Origin of the sequence: Allobosea sp. TND4EK4 (assembly GCF_900156025.1) — a bacterium.
Classification (GTDB): domain Bacteria; phylum Pseudomonadota; class Alphaproteobacteria; order Rhizobiales; family Beijerinckiaceae; genus Allobosea.
The window spans coordinates 110699-134843 of record NZ_FTMO01000001.1; the positions used below are offsets into that span (position 1 = coordinate 110699).

Consider the following 24145-nt stretch of genomic DNA (forward strand, 5'->3'; position numbering starts at 1 on the left):
AACCTCTGCCGCGCCTCACCAGCGCGGCAGCAATCCCGAGGCCTGCGACCATGTCCAGGAGCCGGCGGCCTGGGCCATTCCGGCCGTGCCGGCGACCACGTTCGCGACCTTTTCCGCCGGCGCGGTGACGATCCGGCTCCAGCCGCTATCCTCCTGCGCCTCGGCCGGCAGGGGCATGTCCACGGCGGCAAGCAGCGGCGACGCGATGGCGGCGGCCCTGCCATCGGCGAGATCGGGGTCGCGGCGCGGCGGCAAGGGCGCGAGGTACGCGGCGGCCGTCCGCAGCTTGATCGGCGCAGCCGTCGCCTGAGCCGGAACGAGACGAGGTTCGGATTCGGGCCAGGCCGCAACCATGGGCATGGCGAGCGTGGCCGGCGTGAAGGGACGCTGGCCCAGACGGTCCTCGCCGGCCGCGAGGCTCAGCCGGTCGACGAACTTGCCCTCGACCGCCGGCACGGCAACCAGCTCCGCAACGCTGGAGGAGCCGCCCCGCATCATCGAGCCCAGCCCCGAGCCGATACCCTTGGGCAGGCTGAGCGCTCCGGCAATGGCCAGGGCGATGCCCAGCGAAAGTGCCAGATGACTGCCCATGCGGCCGAGCAGGGCTGCCGGGCTCGGGATCGAGTTCATTGCGTTGTCCATGCTTGGCCTCCTGAGGCTCGCGACCGACGCAATGAATGGGTTCGTCCGGGCGGCAGAAGGGCCGAAATCGGGCGAGAAACGGACCGCCGCAACGGCGAGGCGCCCCGGCGCCATCTGCCCATTCATGCGCTGGGCTCATGCGCAATCGCCTTATCGGGCGTCCGGCCGATTGCGCTATGCAAGCACGATGGATCCCATCGTCGAAACCGACCTGCGCGCGGCAGCGGAGCTGCGGCGTCGTCGGCTTGCCGCGGCAGGCATGGTCTTCGCCGTGCTGCTGTTCGGCTCGAATTTCGTCATCAGCCGCCACGCCGTCCTGCACGGCATGAGCGTCTACGACATCATGGCGGTGCGCTTCGGCACGGCCGGCCTGCTGCTGCTGCCGCTCGTCCTGCGCCGGGGCCTGGCCAACTGCAGCGGGGTGGGCTGGGGGCGCGGCCTCTTCCTGCTGGTCTCCAGCGGCTTTCCGATGAGCTTCCTCATGCTCACCGGGCTCAGCATGGCGCCGGCGGCCCATGGCGCGACGATCACGCCCGGCACCGTCACCATGATCGGGATCGTCGGCAGCGTCACGATGTTCGGCGCGGCGATCTCGCGCAACCTCGTCATCGGCACGCTCGGCATGCTGGCGGGCCTCGCCTGCCTCGCCATCGCCGGCTCGGCGGGCGGGCACGCCACGGTGACGGGCGACCTGCTGTTCTTCTGCTGCGGACTGCTCTGGGGCTTCTACCCGCTGATGATCCAGCGCTGGCGGATCGACGGGCTGCACGCGGCAGCCATCGTCTCGGTGCTGTCGCTGGTCTATCTGCCGCTCTATTTCGCCTTCTTCTTCCGGGGCTTCGAGATCGCGCCCTGGCAGGCCTTCGCCGTGCAGGCGGTGTATCAGGGCGTGCTCAACATGATCGTTGCGCTCTGGCTGTGGGGCCGGGCGGCGCATGTGCTGGGGGCGGCGGTCGTCGGCCGCTTTCCGCCGCTGATCCCGGTGACCGGTACGGCGCTGGCGATCCCCGTCCTGGGGGAGTGGCCGGGGCCGATCCAGTGGATCGGCATCGCGCTCATCATCTCCGGGCTGTTCGTCGCGTCATGGCGCCGCCCGGCGCGACAGCCCAAGCAGGATCAGGTTCCACAGGACCGCGATGGCGAGGCCGAGCCCGAGCGCCGTCCATGATCCCCAGGGCACGGCCGTCAGGTTCACCGCGGCCAGTCCCAGCCCGGCTCCCAGCAGGCCGAGCGCGCTGCTGCCGATGACGGCCGCCGCGGCAGGACCGCCGGCGCGCCTGTGCAGGATGATGATGAGGCTGGACAGGATGATCGGGAGTCCGGCGAGGATGCCGGACCATTGCGGGCCGATGCTGCCGCTGGCGCCGCTGACGATCCCGACCAGCGCCGCGACGCAGGCCGCGCGGACCGGAATGGCGGAGCGCGAAATCCCTGACGGAGGCTTCGCCCGCACCGCGAGATAGGGCCGCACCAGCCGGTGCACGATCAGGAAGGCGAGCACGGTCAGCAGCGCCAGCGGGACGGCCGTGAGGCCGAGGCTGCGGATGGCGAGCAGCAGCACGATCCAGATGGCGAAAGCGCCGCCGAGCGAGAGGAGCACGCCGTGCCGCTGGGCGAGCAGCACATAGCTCAGCACGAAGCCGGCATGGGTCAGGTTGGCGTTCATCGTGCCGAGCGCGCTGCCGGCTATGAAGGCGGCATCATGATCGAGCGCCAGGAAGACGAGGACCGGCCCGAGCGAGATCGGCAGGGTCGCGATCATCGCCGCGACCAGCGGCCCGGAGCGCTCGGCCAGAAGCGAGCAGACCACGACCACGAAGGCCGCCAGCCCCATCTTGAGTGGCAGCAGGGCGAGGCCCATGCTCAAGCCGACTCGCCCCGCGCCCAGCCTTCCTTGGTCTGCGCGACGAAATCGGCCAGCCGCCCTTCCGCGATCGCGGCGCGCAGGCCCGCCATCAGCTCCTGATAGTAGGCGAGGTTCACCCAGGTCAGCAGCATCTTGCCGAGCATCTCCTCGGCCTTGACCAGATGGTGCAGATAGGCGCGTGACCAGTCCCGCGCCGCCGGGCAGGAGGAGGCCTCGTCGATCGGGCGCGGGTCCTCGGCATGCTTGGCGTTCTTCAGGTTCATCCGCCCGAATCGGGTGAAGATCTGGCCGTGGCGGCCGGCCCGCGTCGGCATCACGCAGTCGAACATGTCGATGCCGCGGCAGACCGCCTCGACGATGTCGTCCGGCGTGCCGACGCCCATCAGGTAGCGCGGCTTCTCCTGCGGCAGATGCGGCTCGACCGTCTCGATCATCGCCAGCATGACCTCCTGCGGCTCGCCGACCGCGAGCCCGCCGACGGCGTAGCCCTTGAGGTCCATGGCAGCGAGCTCGCGCGCGCTCTCGACGCGCAGATGCGGCACCGCCCCGCCCTGCACGATGCCGAACAATGCGCGGCCGGGATGATGGCCGAAGGCGTCCTTGCAGCGCTGCGCCCAGCGCAGCGACAGGCGCATCGCCTTTTCCGCGACCTTGTCCTCGCAGGGCAGCGAGACGCATTCGTCGAGCTGCATGACGATGTCGGAGCCGAGCAGGTTCTGGATCTCGACCGAGCGCTCGGGGCTCAGCATGTGCTTCGAGCCGTCGATATGCGACTGGAAGGTGACGCCCTCCTCGGTCAGCTTGCGCAGATTGGCCAGCGACATCACCTGGAAGCCGCCGGAATCGGTCAGGATCGGATGCGGCCAGTTCATGAAACGGTGCAGGCCACCGAGCCTGGCGACGCGCTCCGCGCCCGGCCTCAGCATCAGGTGATAGGTGTTGCCGAGCACGACATCGGCGCCCAGCGCCCTGACCTGCTCGGGATACATCCCCTTGACGGTGGCAGCGGTGCCGACCGGCATGAAGGCCGGCGTGCGGATGGTCCCGCGCGGCATCCGGATCTCGCCGGTGCGGGCAGCGCCGTCGCGTGCGGCGAGGTGGAAGCTGAATTCAGGGGGCGCGGCCGTGGCTTCAGGCTGCGCGGGAGCGGTCAATGCGGTCATGGCCCCGCGAGGTAGAGCAGTCGCAGGGTTTAGGGAAGAGAGGCCACAGCTCAACCGTCATGCTCTGGCTTGACCCGAGCATCTCGGACAGAAAAATGGCCTTAAAGCTTCGCCACCGCTGCTCCGTAGACCTCCGGCTTGAAGCCGACGATGGTCCTGCCGTTGCCGAGGTCCAGCATCGGGCGCTTGATCATCGAGGGCTGGGCCAGCATCAGCGCGATCGCCTTGGTCGCGTCGAGCCCCTGCTTGTCGGCATCCGGCAAGGCCCGGAAGGTGGTGCCGGCGCGGTTCAGCACCGTCTCCCAGCCATGCTCCTTCACCCAGCGCTGCAGCGAGCCCTCGTCGATCCCGCTCGCCTTGTAGTCGTGGAAGGCGTGCGTCACGCCATGGGCGTCGAGCCAGGCGCGCGCCTTCTTCATCGTGTCGCAGTTCTTGATGCCGTAGATGGTGATCGTCATGCTGTCCCAACCTCGTGAAACCACGCCGCATCCGCAACCAGCCTGTCATCATGCTTTGTCAGTCGGGCGGCAAACAGGCATGACAGGTCGGGCGGCGTCGCCGCATATCAGCAGGGACTAGCATGGATAGCGCTTCGGCCCCCGAGCCAAACACGTCGCATCCTGTCGCTTTTCCCCATCGCCGCTGGAAGAACCATCCCTGCGCCGGGGTCGATTTCCCCGATATCACCAGCTCCACCAGCGACGCCCGCTGGATGCGCCTGGCCTGCGATGGGCTTGCCGCCCATCTCGACAGCAAGATCGATCTTCTCGCGGGCATCGACATCGGCGGCCTCGGACTTGCGGGCGCACTGGCGCTGCGCAACGCTCTCGGCTTTATCGATATTCGCAAGGTCGGCTCGATCCGCGCCGATGTCGTCCGTAGCCTCACGGCCAATTACGAGCTCGGTAATGGCATCGCACTGTCGAAAGGCCACGCGCTCGTCGGGCGCCATGTCGCCATCATCGACGACTGCCTGATGACCGGAGGCACCGCCCTGGCGACGGCGCAATTGCTCGACCAGCTCGGCGCCCGCTGCACGCAGGCGCTCTTCGTGTTCGAGCTGGAAGGCCTCGGGGGCCGCGAGCGGCTGGGCGAAAGCGGCGTCGCCGTGCACAGCCTGGAAAGACTGCCCCCGGTCCAGCCCGAATAGCTCCTAGGGACCGACCGGCAAGCGACCCGCGCTCAGCCCGGACGCTTGGGGATGTCGAGGCCGCGCTGGACGGCCGGGCGGGAAAGGCAGCGCTCCAGCCAGATCGGCACATGGGTCAGGCTGGCATAATCGACGAGTTCGCCGGCGCCGTAGAAGCCCACCAGATTGCGCACCCAGCCGAGGGTCGAGATGTCCGCGATGCTGTACTCGTCGCCCATGATCCAGGTGCGCGTGCCGAGCCTCTCCTCCAGCACGCCGAGCAGGCGCTTGCTCTCATTGGCGTAGCGGTCGCGCGGGCGCTTGTCGTCGTACTCCTTGCCGGCGAATTTGTGGAAGAAGCCGAGCTGGCCGAACATCGGGCCGATGGCCGCCATCTGGAAGAAGACCCACTGGATCGTCTCGTAGCGGGCGGCAGGGTCGCTGGGCAGCAGTTTGCCGGTCTTCTCGGCGAGGTAGAGCAGGATCGCGCCTGACTCCCACAGGCCCAGCGGCCTTCCGCCCGGTCCGTCCGGGTCGATGATCGCGGGGATCTTGCCATTGGGGTTCAGCGAGAGGAATTCGGGACACCAGGTCTCGTTCTTGCCGATGTCGATCGTATGGGGCTCATAGGGCAACCCCAGCTCCTCCAGCGCGATCGAGACCTTCACGCCGTTGGGCGTCGGCAGCGAATAGAGCTGGATGCGGTCGGGATGGCTGGCGGGCCAGCGCTCGGTGATCGGAAAGGCGGAAAGATCGGCCATCGGGGGCTCCGGCTGAATCGGCAAAGTCGCGGCGGAGCTTACGCGCGCCCTGCGCCCACGCAACAGGCGCGGCAGGCTTTGAGGCCAGGCCGGAACTGCGCGCATGGCCGGACCGTGAACCGCCTTCCAGAGCCGACTCCACGATCGCGGTTGATTCAGATCAACGCGCGCGGTCGCTGCCCGGACCAGCTTCGGCGCTCTGTTCCGGGCCTGACTGCCTCATGGGCTGCTGAGGCTCCGGGCACGAGACGCTGTCGAAGGATTGACCCATGGCACTCCCAGCAAACGCCGCCCTGCAGGGCCAGAACGCAGGCGCGGCGACGCCGGAGGCGGATGTCGATCCGCGCCGCCGGGCGTTCGTCCTCGGAGCGGGCGCCACGCTCGCCGGTCTGGCCAGTGCCGGCGCGGCGCAGGCCCAGGCCCCGGGCCGCCGCCGCGGCAGTGTGGGCGCCGGGATCGACCTCTCCTGCCGCGTGAGCGCCGAGCGGCTGAACGCGCAGGTGGCCAAGGCCTTTCCGCTGTTCAACAAGCCGGCGATCCTGCCCTCTTTCGACGCGCAGAAGGACGGCGCCCGCTTCGACGTCGAGCTTCACCGAATCGTCACCTCCACGGAGGTCCCCGAGACCGGCGAGCGGCTGAAGGTCAGCGGCCTGCTGGCGGTGCCGGTCGGGATCAAGGGCGAGGTGCCGCTGGTCTCGTGGCAGCACGGCACCATCCTGTCCTTCGACCAGGTGCCGTCCAATCTGACGCGTCTGGCCGACCCCGCCTATGAGTTGACCGACGCAGCCGACTCGCTCGAGACGCTCTTCAACGTCCAGCGCTTCGCGGGCCGGGGCTATGCCGTGATCGCGGCCGACTATGTCGGCAAGGGGCCGTTCCGCAACGGACGCGGCGAGGCCTACGCCGTCAAGGGCGTCAGCGTCCGGACCTGCATCGACATGCTCGCCGCCGGGCAGGATGCACTGCGCTCGCTGGGCCTGCGGCCCTCGAAGCTGTTCCTGCATGGCTGGTCGCAGGGCGCGCTCAACACGCAATGGCTGCACCAGGCCCTGCGGGCGCGCTCCCGCCCTGTCGCGGCGACTGCCGTGGCGAGCCCGTTCAACGACCTGAACGAGGCCTGGGCCTTCTGGACCGGGTTCCAGACCTTCGCCCTCCCCACCGGGACGACCTCCTACCCCGCCCTGCCGGACTGGATCTCGCTCTGCATGATCGTCGCGCTCGGCAGCTACGAACTGCAATACAAGCTGGACGGCCTGCTACGGAGCGCGATCCGCCCCGAGTTCCAGGAGATGGCACTGGCCTATTGGAAGGACTACTGGGCCGAGTTCGATCCGGGCAAGCCGTTTCCGACCGGGTCGACCCTGCTGGTTCCCGGCTTCCTCGAGCGGGCGACCGACGACCGCAACAGCGCCTTCCTCAGGCTGCTGGCGGCCAACCGCGCCTCCTACTGGCACTATGACGCGCCGATCCGCTTTCACTACGGCCTGGCCGACGAAGCGATCCATCCCGCCATGGTCTCCCGGGCCCTGTCAGCCGGAGGCAGGTTCGCAACCGGCATCCCGGTCGCCGGCGCCAGCCACCGCGCCACCTTCCTCGCCGGGCTTTATGGCGACTCCAGCACGCTCGGCGGTTCGCAGAACGTGCTGGGCTGGTTCGACAGCGTTCGATAAGGGCTGGAAGGCAAGCCCGGAGGGCGGGCAGGGGCGCGGCGCGCCATCGCGACGTCCGGCGGCCGGTCAGCGCCCCGGCAGGCGCGGGTCGGAGAGGAGCTGGTAGGACACCGGATTGTCGGGGCACAGCCCGCCGCCGCATTCGAGCACGGTCGAGACGCCGTTGGCCAGGGCAAGAAAGGCGGCGAGCGCGAGCATCGCGCTGCCGAACGCCGTCGCGCGCGACGGCCCGGCTTCCGGCCCCGTGAACTGGCGCTCGAAGAACAGCAGGGCGGCGCATCCCAGCACGATGACGCCGAAGATGATCAGCGCCCAGGTGTAGAAATGCAGCCCCAGAATCGCGCTGCCATAGGTGCCGGTACCCGGCACGATGTGGCCGAGGACCTGGCGGACGGAGACCGCGCCGCCGAAGCAGGCCGAGAGGATGGTGACGGCGTAGTGGCTGGGGCGCGGGCCGAACGCGACGTTCAGCGCCAGCCCGAAGGCCGCACCGACGAAGCCGACCCGCTGCAGCAGGCAGAGCGGGCATGGCAGCTCGCCGAGCACGAACTGATCCAGGAAGGCGGCGATCAGGACGAGGCTGACCGCGAGCAGGCCGACGGCATTGAGCGAGCGTGAGGCGGAGGGAGACATGGCGGCGGTTCCCTCAGAGCACGATCGTCAGCGCATCGGTCACGTGCAGCCTGAACAGCCCCAGCATCACGAGCATGGAGAGCGCCCAGAGCAGGAGCGCGGCACGCCGCCGCCCCGTCGCCACGCAACCGAATCCGGCCAGAAGGCCGAAGAAGGGAAGGCTCATCATGCTGGTATTCCCTGTCGGCCGGTGTCCGCCCGGTGATGGCGCGGGTTCATTCCCACTCGATGGTGCCGGGGGGCTTGCTCGTCACGTCGTAGACGACGCGGTTGATGCCCTTGACCTCGTTGATGATGCGGGTCGCGGCGCGGCCGAGGAAGTTCATGTCGAAGGGGTAGAAATCGGCCGTCATGCCGTCGACCGAGGTCACGGCGCGCAGCGCGCAGACATGGTCGTAGGTACGGTAGTCGCCCATCACGCCGACGGTGCGCACCGGCAGCAGCACGGCGAAGGCCTGCCAGATCACGTCGTAGAGGCCGGCCTTGCGGATCTCGTCGAGATAGATCGCATCGGCCTTGCGCAGGATGTCGAGCTTCTCCCTGGTGATCTCGCCCGGGCAGCGGATGGCCAGCCCCGGCCCCGGGAAAGGATGACGGCCGACGAAAGCCTCGGGCAGGCCGAGCTCGCGGCCGAGCACGCGGACCTCGTCCTTGAACAATTCGCGCAGCGGCTCGACGAGCTTCATCTTCATGCGCTCGGGCAGACCGCCGACATTGTGGTGGCTCTTGATCGTCACCGAGGGGCCGCCCGAGAAGGAGACGCTCTCGATCACGTCGGGATAGAGCGTGCCCTGGGCGAGGAAATCGGCGCCGCCCAGCTTGGCCGCTTCCGCATCGAAAACATCGATGAAGAGCCGGCCGATGGTCTTGCGCTTGGCTTCCGGGTCGGCGCCGCATTTCGCCAGCTCGGAAAGGAAAAGCTCCTCGGCTTCAACATGCACGAGCGGGATGTTGTAGTGATCCCTGAACAGGCGCACGACCTCTTCGGCCTCGTTCATCCGCATCAGGCCGTGGTCGACGAAGACGCAGGTGAGCTGGTCGCCGATCGCCTCGTGGATCAGCACCGCCGCGACGGCCGAGTCGACGCCGCCCGAGAGCCCGCAGATGACGCGGCCGGTGCCGACCTGCTCGCGGATCTTCTTCTGCATCTCGGCGCGATAGGCTGACATGCTCCAGTCCGGCACGCAGCCGCAGATGTTGACGACGAAGTTGCGCAGCAGCTTGCCGCCATCGGGCGTGTGCACGACCTCGGGGTGGAACATGGTCGAGTAGAAGCGCCGGGCCTCGTCGCTCGCCACAGCATAGGGCGCGTTCTCGGAGGTGGCCTTGACGGTGAAGCCGGCGGGCAGCTGCGTGACGCGGTCGCCATGGCTCATCCAGACCGGATAGCGGCCGCCCTCCTCCCAGACGCCCTCGAACAGGGCCGACGGCGTGACGATCTCGACATCGGCGCGGCCGAATTCGGCGGCGTGGCCGCTCTCGACCTTGCCGCCGAGCTGGTGGGCCATCGTCTGCTGGCCGTAGCAGATGCCCATCACCGGGATGCCGGTCGAGAACACCTCCTGCGGCGCCCGCGGGGAGCCCTCGTCCGGCACCGAAGCCGGGCCGCCCGAGAAGATCACACCCTTCGGCTTCAGCCGCTGGAACGCCCCGGAGGCCGATTGGAACGGCGCGATCTCGCAGTAGACGCCGATCTCGCGGATGCGCCGCGCGATGAGCTGCGTCACCTGCGAGCCGAAATCGATGATGAGGATGGAGTCGTGATGGGGGAGCGCGCTCGTCATCGCGTTCCGTTACTGGATGATGCGGGCGTGCGCAACGCCCGCGGGGGCCTCAATCCCCGCGCCTGAGGCAGGCCAGATAGAACCCGTCCGTGCCCGTGCGGCGCGGCGAGAGCTGCAGGCCGAACTCGGTGGCGAAGCGGGCAAGCAGGGAGAAGTCGCTTTCCGCGCCGGTCAGGGCGTCGATGGGCGCGATCGGCGCGAAACCGGGGGTTTTGCCGAGGAAGGCGCGGATCGCCTCGTCGTTCTCCTCCGGCAGCATCGAGCAGGTGACGTAGGCGATGCGGCCGCCCGGGCGCACGAGCCGGGCGGCGCGGGCCAGCACCTCGGCCTGGTCCTTGATCCGCTCGGCCAGCGCGCCGGGGCGCACGCGCCACTTCGCATCCGGATTGCGCCGCCAGGTGCCCGAGCCGGTGCAGGGCGCGTCGACCAGCACCAGATCGGCCTTGCCGGCGACATCCTCGAGCGGCTCATGCCCGCGGGAGCGGGGGATGCGGATATCGACGATGGCCGCACCCGATCGCGCCAGCCTGTCGTGCAGCGGCGCCAGCCGGCGCCCGTCGAGGTCGGTGGCGTAGAGATTGCCGCGATTGGCCATCAGCGCCGCCAGCGCCAGCGTCTTGCCGCCGGCCCCGGCGCAGAGATCAACCACAGTGTCCCCGGGACGGGCGCCGGCGAGCAGGGTGACGAGCTGCGAGCCTTCGTCCTGGATCTCGAAGGCCCCGGCGAAGAAGCCTGGCTCGGTCTGGAGCGAGGGACCACGGCCGTCATGGCCGGGCTGGAAGCGCAGCGCATCGGGCGACCAGGCGCCCTCCTCCGGCTGCGCATGGGCGAGCGCGGCCGCGACCTCGCGGCGTCTCGCCTTCAGGCGGTTGACGCGCAGGTCGATCGGCGCGCGGGCGGCCAGCGCCTGCCCCTCCTCGATCGCCGCCTGACCGAAGGCGGCCTCGAAGGAGGGCCAGAGCCATTCGGGGACGTCGGCCTGGATCCAGCCGGGGGCATCGCCGGCCGAGAAGGCCGTCAGCAGAGCGGTCTCGTCATCGCTGAGCCTGCCGGGGGCATGGTTCTCGCCGGAGCACAGTTCGGCGATCTCGGCCACCGCCAGACCGCGCAGGCCGGCGAGCATGCCGAGCACCAGCGCGCGCGGCTCCTCGGAGGCCATGGCATAGCCGGAAGAGGCCTTGCGGCGCAGCGCGTCATAGACGAGCGAGGCGATGGCGGCGCGGTCCTTCGAGCCGGCGAAGCGGCGCGACAGGCCCCAGTCCTTCAGCGCATCGGCCGCGGGCCGCCGGCGCCCGATGATGTCGTCGAGAACCTCGATGGCGGCGCTGATCCGGGCGGCGGGCGTCATGGCGTTTGCGTCCAGGCGAGCGCGAGCCGCGCCGCGTTGCGGTGGTCGTCTTTCGAACGGTTCGAGCATGACCCTGCGGCATGGAGGCCGCCCGGTCACGTTCTTGACGCGCTCGTTCCATAAGCGGAAAGACGATGCAACCGCATGTCGCGGTTTCTGGGGTGATCAAACCATGAAAAGCGCCGCCCGTCTCGCCGTCCTCGGCCTCTTCGCGCTCGGCCTCACCGCCTGCGCCTCGCAGCCGCAGCAGGATTTCACGCCGCCGCCGTCCAAGCGCCTCGACGCCAAGACGACGCTGGAAAAGCCGAACCAGCGCCGTTGAGCGCAGGCCGGCCGGGCGGCGCCTTGCGAGGCGGCGCCCGGCCGGCTGTATCTTCATGGGGATGTCACATCCGGTGGCCTAGTTGTGCGCGCTTTCCGCATGCCGAGGTGACCCCATGACGAAGACACTGCTGTTCTCGACATCGCTTCTTGCCCTGCTGGTGCTCGCCTCGCCGGCCGCACAGGCGCAGCCCGCGCCGACGCTCTCCGGCCAGAAGCCGCTCGTGGTGGCGCATCGCGGCGCCAGCGGCACGCTGCCCGAGCACACGCTCGAGGGCTACAAGCTCGCCATCGCCCAGGGGGCCGATTTCATCGAGCCGGATCTGGTCTCGACCAAAGACGGCGTCCTGATCGTGCGCCACGAACCCATGCTCTCGGGCACGACGAATGTCGCGGAGCGGCCCGAATTCGCCGCGCGGAAGACCAAGCGCAAGGTGGACGGCATCGAGACCGAGGACTGGTTCGCGAACGACTTCACGCTGGCCGAGATCAAGACCCTGAAGGCCAAGCAGGCCTTCTCCGATCGCGACCAGTCGCATAACGGCAAGTACGAGATCCCGACCTTCCAGCAGGTGATCGATCTCGCCAAGGCGGAAAGCGCGCGGCTGGGCCGGACGATCGGCATCTACCCCGAGACCAAGCACCCGACCTACCACGCAGCTCTGGGCCTCGCCTTCGAGGACAAGCTCCTCGATATGCTCAAGGCCGCCGGCTGGACCGACAAGGCGGCGCCCGTCTTCATCCAGAGCTTCGAGACCGCCAACCTCAAATATCTGCGCCCGAAGACGCAGATCCGCCTGATCCAGCTGGTGGATGGCGACGGCGTCGACAATGACGGCAAGGTCTCGCTGGCCGCCCCCTATGACCGGCCCTACGACTTCGCCGTGCTCGGCGACGCCCGCACCTTCCAGGACATGCTCTCGCCGGCGGGCCTGAAGGAGATCGCCACCTATGCCGACGGCGTCGGCCCGTGGAAGCCCTATCTGATCGGCACCAAGCCCGAGCTCGGCGCCGACGGCAAGCCGCGCGATCTCAATGGCGACGGCGTCATCGACGAACGCGACCGCGCCGCCATCGCGCCCACCAACGTCGTCAAGGACGCGCATGCGGCCGGTCTCGCCGTCCACACCTGGACATTCCGCAGCGAGCCCAAGCGCCTCGCCTCGACCTACAAGGGCGACCCGGCGGCCGAGTACAAAGCGTTCTTCGCGCTCGGCATCGACGGGCTGTTCTCCGACTTCCCCGAGCAGGCGGTGAAGGCCCGGGACGCGCGCTGAGCCCGACTTGCCTTCAGCCCTCCTCTTCGATGGCGATCTGCGCGATGCGCGGATCGCCGCCGTTGAGCCTGTAGGCGAGCGCGTGGCCGATGGCGACGGCTGCCACGCAGAGCGCGACAGAGGCGACGATGTTGATCGTCGCGCGCAGCATCGCGCCGCTGCGCAGGAGGTCTAGCGTCTGCAGGCTGAAGGAGGAGAAGGTGGTGAAGCCGCCGCAGAGCCCGATCATCACGAAGAGACGGGTCGTTTCCGAGACCGGGAAGCGGCCATGCGACAGGGTCAGCGTGCCGAAGAAGCCGATGATGAACGAGCCGGCGATGTTGATGATGATGGTGCCCCAGGGCAGCTGGCCGCTGATCGGCGCCGCGGCGAGGGACAAGAGATAGCGCGCCAGGGTGCCGATGGCGCCGCCCGCCATGATGACGAGGCAGTTGGTGAAGGACATGGCTCATGCTCCCGTCGCAGGCGGGCTCGGCCGCCGGATCTCGGTGCGCGGCAACGGCAAAGCGCCGCCACGGGCTCGGCAGGAGTCATCAGCCCTTCAAGGGCGGTTTCGGGGGAACCCCATCCCCATCGGCTCAAGCGATATCGCGCGGCTCTGAACCGGGCAACAGCGAACCGCACGCCATGTCACGAAGACAAGCAAAGGGCCGGCTTTCGCCGGCCCTTTGCTGACTCCAACCAGCCAATCGTCAGTCGCAGACGCGTTCGGTGCGGCTGATCACGCCACGCGGCGTCTCGCGCTGCGTGGTGATCGTGCGGCAACGTTTGTCGCGCGAGTTCGCGCGGCGCCATTCGCGCTCGCGCTGGCGCTCATAACGGTCACGGCGCATCTCACGGTCCATCACACGCTCCTGCGGGCTGCGCGTATCGACAGAGACCCCACCGGGGCCGACGTTGATCGACTGGGCATAGGCACTGCCACTGATAAGAACAGCAGCGATCATCGCAGGTATGAATCGTTTCATGGCTCGTCCTCCGTTCGGGACGACAACCGATGCCGCAAGGATTCGTTCCCGGATGCGTCGCGTTACTGATCGACTTTCTTGCAGTCGTCGCTGCTCACCGAAAGAAGAAGGCGCGCCAGCAGGCTGACGCGCCTCATCATCGGCAGATAGGTTCGCCGCCTGGGCGGCGCGCGTCCTCAGTGCAGGATCTGGGAGAGGAAGAGCTTGGTGCGCTCGTGCTGCGGGTTCTTGAAGAACTCGTTGGGGGTGTTCATCTCGACGATCTGGCCGGCGTCCATGAAGATGACGCGGTCGGCGACCTGGCGGGCGAAGCCCATCTCGTGGGTGACGCAGAGCATGGTCATGCCCTCCTCGGCGAGCGAGACCATGGTGTCGAGCACCTCCTTGACCATCTCGGGGTCGAGTGCCGAGGTCGGCTCGTCGAACAGCATGATCTTCGGGCTCATGCACAGCGAGCGGGCGATCGCCACGCGCTGCTGCTGGCCGCCCGAGAGCTGGCCCGGATATTTCAGGGCCTGCTCGGGGATCTTGACGCGACGCAGATAGTGCATCGCGATCTCCTCGGCGTCCTTCTTGGGCATCTTGCGGACCCAGATCGGCGCGAGCGTCAGGTTCTCGAGGATCGTCAGATGCGGGAACAGGTTGAAGTGCTGGAAGACCATGCCGACGTCGCGGCGGATCTCGTCGATCTTCTTGAGATCGTTGGTCAGCTCCGTCCCATCGACGATGATCTGGCCCTTCTGGTGCTCTTCCAACCGGTTGATGCAGCGGATCATCGTCGACTTGCCCGAGCCCGACGGCCCGCAGATGACCAGCTTCTCGCCGCGGGAGACCTTCAGGTTGATGTCGCGCAGCACATGGAACTCGCCATACCACTTGTTGACGCCGATCATCTCGACGGCGGTGGCGGTCTTCAGCGAGGTCGGCTTCAGCGCGGCGGGGCGGGTATCTGTCTTGGTTTCGGCCAGTGCCATGGTGATGGTCCCTCTCAACGACGTTGGCCGGCAGCCATGCGCTTCTCGACCGAGATCGAGTAACGCGACATGCCCCAGCAGCACACGAAATAGAAGATCGCGGCGAAGGCATAGCCCGTCGTCCGCGTGGTCGGGGTGGCCCAGGTCGGGTCGACGAGCGTTGCCTGGACGGTATTGAGGAAGTCGAAGATGCCGACGATGGAGACCAGCGTCGTATCCTTGAACAGCCCGATGAAGGTGTTGACGATGCCGGGAATGACGATGCGGATCGCCTGCGGCAGGATGATGAGGCGCATCATCTGCCAGTAGCCGAGGCCGAGCGACATCGCGCCCTCGAACTGCCCCTTCGGGATCGCCTGCAGGCCGCCGCGGATGACCTCGGCCATATAGGCCGAGGCGAAGAGCGCGACGCCGATCAGCGGGCGCAGCAGGCGGTCCGGCGAATATTCCTGCGGCACGAAGAGCGGCAGCATGGTGTTGGCCATGAACAGCACCGTGATCAGGGGCACGCCGCGGACGAACTCGATGAAGATCACCGACATCAGCTGGATGATCGGCAGCTTCGAGCGCCGCCCCAGCGCCAGCACGACCCCGAGCGGCAGCGAGAAGACGATGCCGACGGCCGAGATCAGGAAGGTCACGGTCATGCCGCCCCACAGCCCGGTGTCGACCCGCGGCAGGCCGATACGCTCGCTGAAGACCTCGATGGCGCCAAAAACCAGCAGCGCGAGCAGGACCAGCATCTTGCCTTGGACAAAGCGCGCGAGCGGCGGGTTCTCGGCCTCGGCAAGGCGGATCGGGGTGCTCGCCCAGAGCGCCAGCGAGGGCACGAAGGAGACGACGGCGTAGACCACGGCCAGGGCCAGCGTGATCCACAGAAGGGTGTTGAGCACCCATTCCGCCCGCGCCCCTCCCAGCAGCAGGATGAACCCGCTGAGCGGCAGGATGACGAAGAAGAAAAAGGCGCCGACCTTCTTGAGCGGTGCCAGGCTCCAGAGCAGCCAGACGACGCCCAGCGCGAACATGGCGAAGACGGTGTTGACCCGCCAGCGCTCCGCGATCGGATAGGAGCCGTAGATGAAATACTGGATGCGGTCGGCCACATAAGGCCAGCAGGCGCCGACCGGGCGGCCGACCTTGTCGGCGAGGCAGGCCTCGCGGCTGGTGCCGGTCCAGACCGCGTCGAGGATGTAGAACTTCACCAGATCCTGCACCGCGACGATGACGATGTACAGGCTGACGAGGGTCAGCAGGCTCGCCAGCGGGCCGGAGAACAGCTTGGTCCTGACCCAGGCCAACGGCCCCGCCACGGAGAGCGGCGCGGGCTGCTGTTCGAGCGTCTCGCGGCGGATGAAGGCGTCGGGTGCGTTTTCGAGAGTTGCGTCGGTCATCGCTTCGCCCTCACCGTTCCACCAGCGCCATGCGCTTGTTGTAGATGTTCATCGCGAAGGAGGTCACCAGCGAGATCGTGAGGTAGACGCCCATGGTGATCGAGACCATCTCGACCGCCTGGCCGGTCTGGTTGAGCACCGTGCCCATGAACACCTGGGTGAGATCGGGATAGCCGATCGCCACCGCGAGCGAGGAGTTCTTGACGAGGTTGAGATATTGCGATGTCAGCGGCGGGATGATGACGCGCATCGCCTGCGGCACGACGACGAGCTTCAGCGTCGGGCCCGAGCGCAGGCCGAGCGCATGTGCCGCCTCGGTCTGGCCGCGCGAGACGGCGAGGATGCCGGCGCGGACAACCTCGGCGATGAAGCCGGCCGTATAGGTCGACAGGCCGACCAGCAGCGCCACGAATTCCGGGAAGACCTGCACGCCGCCGGTCAGGTTGAAGCGGCCTTGCTGCGGATACTCGAAGGCAAGCGGCCGGCCGGCGATGAAGAAGACGAGAAGCGGCAAGCCGACGACGAGGCCGAGCGCGATCCAGCCGTTGGGATATTGCCTGCCGGTGCTGGCCTGCTGGTGCCGGCTCCAGACGAAGAAGGCGATGGCGGCGGCGATGGCGATGAGCAGCGCCACGAGGACGAACTCGAAGGCGGCCCCGAACTGCGGGGTCGGCATGATGATGCCGCGGTTGTTGAGATAGATACCGCCGGGCAGCGAGATCGAATTGCGCGCATCGGGCAGCGGCTTGAGCACCGCGTTGTACCAGAAGAAGAGCTGCAGCAGCAGCGGGATGTTGCGGATGATCTCGACATAGATCATCGCCAGCTTGGCGATGATCCAGTTGTTCGAGAGGCGCGCCACGCCAACCGCAAAGCCGATGACCGTCGCAAACACGATGCCGAGGGCCGCCACCAGCAGCGTGTTGAGCAGGCCGACGAAGAAGGCCTGGCCATAGGTCGAACCCGAGGCGGTGAAGGGGATGAGCTTCTGGTTGACGTCGAAGCCGGCCGCGTTGTGCCAGAAGCCGAAGCCAGAGGCGATCTTCTGCGCGCGCAGGTTCTCGATGACGTTTGAGGCGGCGGACCAGATCAGGAAGCCGACCACCGCGACGAGCAGGATCTGGTAGAAATAGCCGCGGATCTTGGGATCGTAGAATAACGACGCCTTGCCTGGCGATACGGTCTTTTCGGGGATGCTCGACACTTGTCACGCCCTTTTTGCTTCGCTTGTCGCGGCCGGCGATCCTGCGGCGGTGCGGTTGCGCCGAGGTCGTGTCTTTGTCCGTGCCGCTTTATTCTTTGCTCTCGCCGGACGCTGCGGCCCGGCCGTCGTCACGCAGTCCGTGCGATGGCGGCGCCGAGCGACGTCGCGCTGCTGATCCTCTTCATGCCGTTCCCCTGTTCGGAGCAGGTTTGTCCCGCTTCCCGATTTGACCAAATCTTGAGCAGCAAACGCGAAGTCGGCAAGCCCTGGCGACGCGAAATCCCGCCCTGAACCCTCACGCAGCAAATCCCGGACCAACCGCCGACAGGCGAGATCGCCCTGCCCCGCCGGGCGTCGCGCGACGCCCGCTCCCGGCCATCGCCTGGAGAACGTGGTCGAAACCGGTCCGGCGGCAGCCAGTGCCCGATACAGAAACGCCGCGAAACGCTTCGACGAGCGGCTCGCGGCGGGCGCGGCTGCTGGCAGGCCGCGGGCGAAGGGAGGCACCGGCCAGGCCGGCGCCTCCGACGTTTATCAGCGCACCGGCGGGGCGTATTGCAGGCCGCCCTTGGTCCAGAGCGCATTCTGGCCGCGAGCGATCTTGAGCAGCGAACCGGCGCCGACGTTCTTCTCGAAGGACTCGCCGTAATTGCCGACGAGCTTGACGATACGGACAGCCCAATCAGCCGTCAGGCCGATCTGCTCGCCGAACTTGCCCTCGGTGCCGAGCAGGCGCTTGATCTCCGGATTGTCGGACTTCGCCTGCTGGTCGACATTCGCCTTGGTGACGCCGAGTTCCTCGGCATTGACCATGGCATAGCCGACCCACTTCACCAGGGCGAACCACTGCGGATCGTTGTTGCGCACGGAGGGGCCGAGCGGCTCCTTCGAGATGATCTCCGGCAGGACGACGTGTTCGTCCGGCGCCGTCAGCTTCAGGCGCTCGGCATAGAGGCCCGAGGCGTCCGTGGTGAAGGCGTCGCAGCGGCCGGCATCATAGGCCTTGATGGTCTCGTCGGCGGTCGCGAAGGCCACGACCTCGTACTTCATGTTGTTGGCGCGGAAGTAGTCGGCGAGGTTGAGCTCGGTGGTGGTGCCCTGCTGGGTGCAGACCGAGGCGCCGTTGAGCTGCAGCGCCGAGTTCACGCCGAGCTTCTTGCGGACCATGAAGCCCTGGCCGTCATAGTAGTTCACGCCGGTGAAGACGATGCCGAGCGAGGCGTCGCGCGTCATGGTCCAGGTCGAGTTGCGGACGAGCAGGTCGACCTCGCCCGACTGGAGCGCCGTGAAGCGGTCCTTGGCCGAGAGCGGGATGAACTTGACCTTGCTCGCGTCGTTGAAGATCGCGGCCGCGACGGCGCGGCAGTAATCGACGTCGAGGCCGGTCCAGTTGCCCTGCGCGTCCGGAACGCCGAAGCCGGCGAGGCCCGGGTTGGAGCCGCAGTTCAGGATGCCGCGCTGCTTGACCTGCGCGAGCGTCGCCTGCGCGGAAGCGCCGGTCGCCGAGATCGCCAGGCTCGCGCCGGCAAAGAGGGCAGCCGCCAGAAGTTTCTTCATCAACACTCTCCCATCAAACGAAGCATTCCGGCTGTCCGGAACGCGAAGAATACCGAGTTCGCCGCCGGCGGCTCCCTGACCGCTCGGTTCTTGCAGCAATGAAGCGGCGTCCCCTTGCCTCAGTCGCTTGCCAGAGCGACCCATGAGCGTCAAGCAACGGTCCTCCGCTGCTCCCGCCCCTTGTTCGCCACAATCATCACATGCGAGTTTCGCAGGGTGGTCAAGTGTGCCACCTCCTCAGCCCGCCAAAGACGCGCCGGTCCCATGAAAAAGCTGCCTCCTTCCGAATTCGCGCGCCTCGGCGAGCGCACGCGCCTCGTGCTTGCCGGACGCGACCCCGAGGACAGCTACGGCTTTGTCAATCCGCCCATCGTACGAGGCTCCACGGTCATCTATTCGAACACCGAGGACTTCCTGGCGCGGAAGGCGCGCTACACCTATGGCACGGCCGGCAACCCCACGCTGGATGCGCTGGAAGCGGCCGCCAACACGATCGAGGGCGGCGCCGGCGTCGTCGCCGTGCCCTCGGGGCTGATGGCCTGCACGCTCGCCTTCCTGACGCTGCTGTCGGCGGGGGATCACGTTCTGGTGACGGACAGCGTGTACCGGCCAACGCGGAATTTCTGCGACACCTTCCTGAAGCGGATGGGTGTCGAGACGACCTATTACGACCCGATGGTGGGGGCCGACATCGCCACGCTGTTCAGGCCGAACACCAAGGCGGTGTGGACGGAGGCGCCCGGCTCCCAGACCTTCGAGATGCAGGATATCCCCGCGATCGTCGGCGCGGCGCGGGAGCGCGGCATTCTGGTGGCGCTGGACAACACCTGGGCGACGCCGCTGTTCTTCGACGCTCACGGCTTCGGAGTCGATCTCTCGGTCCAGGCCGGTACCAAATACTACGCCGCACATTCCGACGTGCTGATCGGCACCGTCTCGGCGCGGACGCCGGAACTCTACAAGGCGCTGCGCGCGACCTGGACCCAGCTCGGGCTGATCGTCGCGCCTGAGGACGCCTTTCTCACACTCCGCGGCATGCGCACGATGGCGATCCGCCTCAAGGAGCAGATGCCGGCCGGCATCGCGATGGCGAACTGGCTGAAGGCCCGCCCGGAAGTCGCGCGGGTGATGCATCCGGCACTGCCGGACGATCCGGGCCATGCGTTGTGGAAGCGTGACTTCACCGGCGCCTCCTCGCTCTTCGCGATCGAGCTTGCGCCGGTGTCGATGAAGGCCGTCGCAGCGATGCTGGACGGGCTTTCGCTGTTCGGGATGGGCGCGTCCTGGGGCGGCTATGAAAGCCTGGTGCTGCCCTTCGACTGCACAGACTACCGGACCGCGACGACGCCGGGCTTCAAGGGGCCGACGATCCGGATCCATATCGGGCTGGAGGATCTCGAGGATCTGAAGGCCGATCTCGACGCCGGGTTCGCGAGACTGCGCGCGGCCGGCTGAGCAGGGATGCCGGTTGCCATTCCGGGGCTTCGCACAGCGAAGAACCCGGAACCCACGATCTGGTACGGCTCGCAACCGACCCCTGATCGCTCACCCGGTCGTAGGTTCCGGGCTCGCGCCTTTGGCGCGCCCCGGAATGACAACGGCGAATCGCGGAGCCCCGGAACAGCGCCTACATCCGGCCGATCTCGAAATCGCGCCCGAGCTGCTTGGCGAGCTGCTTGAGGCGGCCCTCGACCCGGTCGCTGGAGAGCGCCGCCAGATCCTCCGGAAAGCGAAGCACGAGGCGGGCATCGACGCAGGCGGCCGAAATCCGCGGCAGGATGCCGGCCATGCCGGCCGAGAGCAGATAGGCGACGCGGAAGATCGCCGCGATGACCTGCACGCGCTCCAGCAGCACCGGCGACAGCAGGGTCCGCAGTCCCTCCACGCTCGGGGCCCCGGCCTTCAGCCCGGCATAGCGATGGAAGATGGTGAGCGCGAGGAAGGCGCGGCCGACATGGTCGATGCCTGTGAAATAGGCATGGGCGATGACGTTCATGCTCTGCTCGCCCCGATAGTCGGGATGGGCGCGCCAGCCGATATCCGAGAGCAGGCAGACGGTCTCGATCATCCGGTCCAGGCCCGGCTCCTGCGGCAGATCGGCCGTGCGCAGGATGCCCTGCGTCCAGGCGACGAGCTCCGCCGCATGGCGGGGGTCGCGGGCCCGCAGCAGGTTGTAGTCGCGCGCCGATTGCAGGAGCGGATCGACGCTCTGCTCGGCCGGCGAAAGCTGCTCGTGCAGCAGGCCCTCGCGCACGCCCTGCGCCGAGATGACGATGCCGCGCGGCCTGCCACGCTTGATCAGCTCGTCGAGCACCAGAGCGCCATAGGCCAGAAGGGGCCGGCGCGCGGAAGAGACCGCATCGATCGCCTCCAGCATCGAGGCATCGGCCCGTTCGACCAACTTGACGAAATCGGCCGCATCCCTGGGCGGGATGGTATAGCCGTGCATGACATTGAGCGGATAGGCGGCGCGGCGCTGGTGCAGGGTCGCCAGAGCGCGCCAGGTGCCGCCGACCGCGTAGAAGTCCCGCCCCTTCATCGCGGCGAGCTGCGGCAGCTTGTCGAGCTCGTCCCTGACGATCTTCTCGGCCGCCTTGATCGAGCCCTTCGACCTGTCGAGCAAAGCGAGGCCGCCGAGAGGAACGCTGGCGCCCTGCCCGACCGCGTTTCCAGCGACCGAGATCAATTCGAGGCTGCCGCCGCCGAGGTCGCCGACCACGCCGTCCGGCTCGTGGAACCCCGAGATGACGCCGAGGCCGGAGAGCACGGCCTCACGCCCACCGGAGATCAGCTCGATCGGCTGGCCGATGGCCTCCTCCGCACGGGCAATGAAGGCCGGGCCGTTCTCGGCATAGCGCGCGGCAGCCGTGGCGATCACCCGGATTTCCCCGACATGCATCGCCTGGCAGAGGATGCGGAAGCGCACCAGCGCCTGGATTGCCTTCTCGATCGCATCGGCGGCGAGCCGGCCGGTCGTGGCGACCTGGCGGCCGAGCCCGGCCATCTCCTTCTCGTTGAAGACCTGCGCGGGGGCGCGGCCGCGCATCTCGTAGACCACGAGACGCACGGAGTTGGAGCCGATATCGACGATGGCGGTTGTGTCGGCCAGCGCGAGCCGGCCGGGCGCATGCCGCGCCTCAGGCCTTGCGGCCGCCGCGGCGGGAAAGGGCGCGGGGGCTGGAACTGGAGAGCGATTTTCCACGTCCGGACAGACTCGGGTTGGTCATGAAGTATTTATGGGCGTTGAACGGTTCGTCGTTCGGCCCGGGGGCGATGCGGCGCGAGCCGCCATCGGGCAATATCGTCCAGCTCTGCTCGTTGTCGAGCAGATTGGCGAGCATGATCTGATCCAGAAGCTGCTGATGCACAGTCGGATTCAGGATCGGCGTCAGCGCCTCGACGCGGCGGTCGAGATTGCGCGGCATCAGATCGGCGGAGGAAATGTAGAGTTTCGCCTTCGGTGAGGGCAGGCCGTGGCCGCCGCCGAAGGCGTAGATCCGCGTATGCTCCAGGAAGCGGCCGATGATCGACTTGACGCGGATGTTCTCGGAGAGGCCCGGCACGCCCGGACGCAGGCAGCAGATGCCGCGCACCACGAAGTCGATCTCCACGCCGGCCTGGCTGGCGTCGTAGAGCGCGTCGATGATTTCGGGATCGACCAGCGAATTGCACTTGCCCCAGATCGCGCCCTTGCGCCCCGCCTGGGCGTGGGCGACCTCCTCGGCGATGTCGGAGAGCAGGCGCTGCTTCAGCCCCGTTGGCGAGACCGACATGTTCTCCAGCCCGGCGGGTTCGGCATAGCCGGTGATGAAGTTGAAGATGCGCGCGACGTCCTGCGAGATCGCCGGGTCGGCGGTGAAGAAGGAGACGTCGGTATAGATCCGCGCCGTGATCGGATGGTAGTTGCCGGTCGCGACATGGCAGTAGCTCACGAGCTGGCCGGCCTCGCGGCGGACGACCAGCGAGAGCTTCGCATGCGTCTTCAGTTCGATGAAGCCGTAGACGACCTGGACGCCGGCGCGCTCCATCTCCTTGGCCCAGCGGATATTGGCGGCTTCGTCGAAGCGGGCCTTGAGCTCGACCAGCGCGGTCACCGACTTGCCGGCCTCGGCCGCCTCCGTCAGCGCCTTGACGATCGGCGAGTTCGAGGAGGTGCGGTAGAGCGTCTGCTTGATCGCGACGACGTTGGGGTCGCGCGCCGCCTGCTGCAGGAACTGCACGACGACGTCGAAGCTCTCATAGGGGTGGTGGACGAGCAGGTCCTTCTGGCGGATCGCGGCAAAGCAGTCGCCGCCATGCTCGCGGATGCGCTCCGGGAAGCGGGCGTTGTAGGGCTTGAACTTGAGGTCCGGGCGGTCGACGCTGACGAGCTGCGAGAGTTCGTTCAGGCCGATCATACCGTTGACCTCGACAACCTCGTCGCTATCGATCTTGAGCTCGCGCACGATCATCCGGCGCAGATGCTCGGGCATGCCGATCGACACTTCGAGGCGGATGACGACGCCGAGACGGCGCTGCTTCAGCATGGTCTCGAAGACGCGGACGAGGTCCTCGGCCTCCTCCTCGATATCGAGGTCGGAGTCGCGGATGATGCGGAAGGAGCCGGCGCCCTTCACCTCGTAACCCGGGAAGAGCTTGACGATGAACAGCGAGACCGCGTCGTCGAGCGTGATGAAGCGGTGAAGCCCCTCGCGCGCAAGATCGGGCAGCTCGATGAAGCGGTCGATCTTCGTGGGCACCCGGATCAGGGCATCGAGCTGGCGCCCGTCGCTCTTGCGCTCCAGCGCCAGCGCGATGGTGAAGCCGAGATTGGGGATGAAGGGGAACGGATGCGCCGGGTCGATCGCCAGAGGCGTCAGCACCGGGAAGATGTAGTTGAGGAAATAGTCCTCCAGCCACATCCGATCCTGCGCGCCGATGTCGCCGGGGCCGAGCAGGTGGATACGGTTCTCGTGCAGGTCGCGCTTGAGCTCGACCCAGCGGGCCTGCTGGTCGTCGGTCAAAGCCGCGACGGCCTTGCCGATCTCGACAAGTTGCTCGGCAGGCGTCAGCCCGTCCTGGCTGCGCGTCACGACGCCGGCCTTGAGCTGCTCGCGCAGGCCCGAGACGCGGACCATGAAGAACTCGTCGAGGTTGTTCGCGGAAATCGACAGGAAGCGCAGCTGCTCCAGCAGGGGATGGCTGCGGTTAGACGCCTCCTCCATGACCCGGCGGTTGAACTGGAGCCAGGACAGCTCGCGGTTCATGAACCGGGCCGGCCGCTCGCGCAGCGGCAGCGTGTCGGCATCGGCGAGGGCCTTGTCGGGCGCGTCCGTCACGATCTCGCTCTTCATGCGTCTCACCCGTGTCCTGGTCGTCTTGCCGGTCTTGGTGGTCATGTCGCGTTGAAAGCCATTCTAGCGTGACGGTTCGATGACAGGTGACATGATTTCATGGGGCGAGCGCGGGAGCCACGG

General features: G+C 67.6%; 23 protein-coding genes and 1 riboswitch. Of the genes, 6 read left to right on the top strand and 17 right to left on the bottom strand.

Features of this window, described 5'->3' with window-relative positions; translation table 11 throughout:
* Positions 1 to 15 precede the first annotated feature (15 nt).
* Positions 16 to 642 carry a hypothetical protein gene (locus BW981_RS00525; RefSeq protein ID WP_076435271.1) on the bottom strand — a complete coding sequence of 209 codons (627 nt, stop codon included), beginning with the start codon at positions 640 to 642 and terminating at the stop codon, positions 16 to 18.
* A gap of 187 nt (positions 643 to 829) precedes the next feature.
* Between BW981_RS00525 and BW981_RS00530 the strand changes: the two genes are divergently transcribed.
* Positions 830 to 1810 (top strand): DMT family transporter, encoded by a 981-nt coding sequence (locus tag BW981_RS00530; protein ID WP_175624011.1) that lies wholly within the window; start codon positions 830 to 832, stop codon positions 1808 to 1810.
* On the opposite strand, the gene BW981_RS00535 is transcribed toward BW981_RS00530, so the two are convergent.
* The 3 genes from BW981_RS00535 to BW981_RS00545 form a co-directional block, all read right to left on the bottom strand.
* A complete protein-coding gene (locus BW981_RS00535) occupies positions 1724 to 2509 on the bottom strand; it encodes a hypothetical protein (RefSeq protein WP_139333563.1) in 786 nt (261 codons plus the stop codon). The genes BW981_RS00530 and BW981_RS00535 overlap by 87 nt on opposite strands.
* On the bottom strand, positions 2506 to 3672 hold the full coding sequence (tgt, locus tag BW981_RS00540) for a tRNA guanosine(34) transglycosylase Tgt (protein ID WP_076435277.1): 1167 nt from the start codon (positions 3670 to 3672) through the stop codon (positions 2506 to 2508). The genes BW981_RS00535 and tgt overlap by 4 nt, the downstream gene beginning before the upstream one ends.
* Positions 3673 to 3773: 101 nt before the next feature.
* Positions 3774 to 4130: an ArsC family reductase gene (locus BW981_RS00545; protein WP_076435279.1), complete on the bottom strand. Its 357-nt coding sequence runs from the start codon at positions 4128 to 4130 to the stop codon at positions 3774 to 3776.
* Positions 4131 to 4252: 122 nt separating this feature from the next.
* Between BW981_RS00545 and BW981_RS00550 the strand changes: the two genes are divergently transcribed.
* Positions 4253 to 4822: a phosphoribosyltransferase family protein gene (locus tag BW981_RS00550; protein WP_083712075.1), complete on the top strand. Its 570-nt coding sequence runs from the start codon at positions 4253 to 4255 to the stop codon at positions 4820 to 4822.
* Positions 4823 to 4854: 32 nt separating this feature from the next.
* On the opposite strand, the gene BW981_RS00555 is transcribed toward BW981_RS00550, so the two are convergent.
* Positions 4855 to 5562 (bottom strand): glutathione S-transferase N-terminal domain-containing protein, encoded by a 708-nt coding sequence (locus BW981_RS00555; protein WP_076435281.1) that lies wholly within the window; start codon positions 5560 to 5562, stop codon positions 4855 to 4857.
* Positions 5563 to 5831: 269 nt separating this feature from the next.
* On the opposite strand from BW981_RS00555, the gene BW981_RS00560 reads away from it, so the two are divergent.
* Positions 5832 to 7232, top strand: a complete 1401-nt coding sequence (locus tag BW981_RS00560; protein ID WP_244560175.1) for an alpha/beta hydrolase family protein — start codon at positions 5832 to 5834, stop codon at positions 7230 to 7232.
* Between the two features lie 66 nt (positions 7233 to 7298).
* Here BW981_RS00560 and BW981_RS00565 read toward each other — a convergent pair whose 3' ends face one another.
* The 4 genes from BW981_RS00565 to BW981_RS00575 are packed head-to-tail and all read right to left on the bottom strand — an operon-like array spanning position 7299 to position 10997.
* Complete coding sequence (locus tag BW981_RS00565; protein ID WP_076435283.1) at positions 7299 to 7865, bottom strand: disulfide bond formation protein B; 567 nt, start codon at positions 7863 to 7865, stop codon at positions 7299 to 7301.
* 13 nt (positions 7866 to 7878) lie between these two features.
* Positions 7879 to 8034: a DUF5993 family protein gene (locus tag BW981_RS22880; RefSeq protein WP_175624012.1), complete on the bottom strand. Its 156-nt coding sequence runs from the start codon at positions 8032 to 8034 to the stop codon at positions 7879 to 7881.
* A 46-nt stretch (positions 8035 to 8080) separates the two neighbouring features.
* On the bottom strand, positions 8081 to 9649 hold the full coding sequence (gene guaA / locus BW981_RS00570) for a glutamine-hydrolyzing GMP synthase (RefSeq protein ID WP_076435285.1): 1569 nt from the start codon (positions 9647 to 9649) through the stop codon (positions 8081 to 8083).
* 49 nt (positions 9650 to 9698) lie between these two features.
* Positions 9699 to 10997 carry an RsmB/NOP family class I SAM-dependent RNA methyltransferase gene (locus tag BW981_RS00575; protein ID WP_076435287.1) on the bottom strand — a complete coding sequence of 433 codons (1299 nt, stop codon included), beginning with the start codon at positions 10995 to 10997 and terminating at the stop codon, positions 9699 to 9701.
* Between the two features lie 172 nt (positions 10998 to 11169).
* Here BW981_RS00575 and BW981_RS22885 point away from each other — a divergent pair, with 172 nt between their 5' ends.
* Together BW981_RS22885 and BW981_RS00580 are read left to right on the top strand one after the other, a co-directional pair.
* On the top strand, positions 11170 to 11319 hold the full coding sequence (locus BW981_RS22885) for a hypothetical protein (protein WP_175624013.1): 150 nt from the start codon (positions 11170 to 11172) through the stop codon (positions 11317 to 11319).
* 115 nt (positions 11320 to 11434) lie between these two features.
* Entirely contained in the window at positions 11435 to 12595 is a 1161-nt protein-coding gene (locus BW981_RS00580; RefSeq protein WP_076435289.1) for a glycerophosphodiester phosphodiesterase, read from the top strand.
* Positions 12596 to 12608: 13 nt separating this feature from the next.
* Here the strand turns inward: BW981_RS00580 and crcB are convergent, their stop codons facing one another.
* From crcB to BW981_RS00610, 6 genes are all read right to left on the bottom strand, one after another.
* Positions 12609 to 13040, bottom strand: coding sequence for a fluoride efflux transporter CrcB (crcB, locus tag BW981_RS00585; protein ID WP_076435291.1), 432 nt, complete (start codon positions 13038 to 13040; stop codon positions 12609 to 12611).
* 72 nt (positions 13041 to 13112) lie between these two features.
* Positions 13113 to 13176: riboswitch (Fluoride riboswitch) on the bottom strand.
* 111 nt (positions 13177 to 13287) lie between these two features.
* On the bottom strand, positions 13288 to 13542 hold the full coding sequence (locus tag BW981_RS22890) for a hypothetical protein (protein ID WP_076435293.1): 255 nt from the start codon (positions 13540 to 13542) through the stop codon (positions 13288 to 13290).
* 197 nt (positions 13543 to 13739) lie between these two features.
* Entirely contained in the window at positions 13740 to 14456 is a 717-nt protein-coding gene (locus BW981_RS00595; RefSeq protein ID WP_076436664.1) for an amino acid ABC transporter ATP-binding protein, read from the bottom strand.
* Positions 14457 to 14551: 95 nt separating this feature from the next.
* A complete protein-coding gene (locus tag BW981_RS00600) occupies positions 14552 to 15928 on the bottom strand; it encodes an amino acid ABC transporter permease (protein ID WP_076435295.1) in 1377 nt (458 codons plus the stop codon).
* Positions 15929 to 15938: 10 nt separating this feature from the next.
* The gene (locus tag BW981_RS00605) at positions 15939 to 17132 is read right to left on the bottom strand and encodes an amino acid ABC transporter permease (protein ID WP_244560176.1); all 1194 of its coding nucleotides are present in this window, start codon (positions 17130 to 17132) and stop codon (positions 15939 to 15941) included.
* Between the two features lie 534 nt (positions 17133 to 17666).
* Positions 17667 to 18689, bottom strand: a complete 1023-nt coding sequence (locus BW981_RS00610) for an amino acid ABC transporter substrate-binding protein (protein WP_076435297.1) — start codon at positions 18687 to 18689, stop codon at positions 17667 to 17669.
* Positions 18690 to 18953: 264 nt separating this feature from the next.
* On the opposite strand from BW981_RS00610, the gene metC reads away from it, so the two are divergent.
* Positions 18954 to 20144, top strand: coding sequence for a cystathionine beta-lyase (gene metC / locus BW981_RS00615; protein ID WP_076435299.1), 1191 nt, complete (start codon positions 18954 to 18956; stop codon positions 20142 to 20144).
* A 172-nt stretch (positions 20145 to 20316) separates the two neighbouring features.
* On the opposite strand, the gene ppx is transcribed toward metC, so the two are convergent.
* Both ppx and BW981_RS00625 read right to left on the bottom strand, forming a co-directional pair.
* Positions 20317 to 21891 carry an exopolyphosphatase gene (gene ppx, locus BW981_RS00620; protein WP_076435301.1) on the bottom strand — a complete coding sequence of 525 codons (1575 nt, stop codon included), beginning with the start codon at positions 21889 to 21891 and terminating at the stop codon, positions 20317 to 20319.
* Positions 21827 to 24067, bottom strand: a complete 2241-nt coding sequence (locus BW981_RS00625; RefSeq protein WP_139333564.1) for an RNA degradosome polyphosphate kinase — start codon at positions 24065 to 24067, stop codon at positions 21827 to 21829. The genes ppx and BW981_RS00625 overlap by 65 nt, the downstream gene beginning before the upstream one ends.
* Between the last annotated feature and the right edge of the window lie 78 nt (positions 24068 to 24145).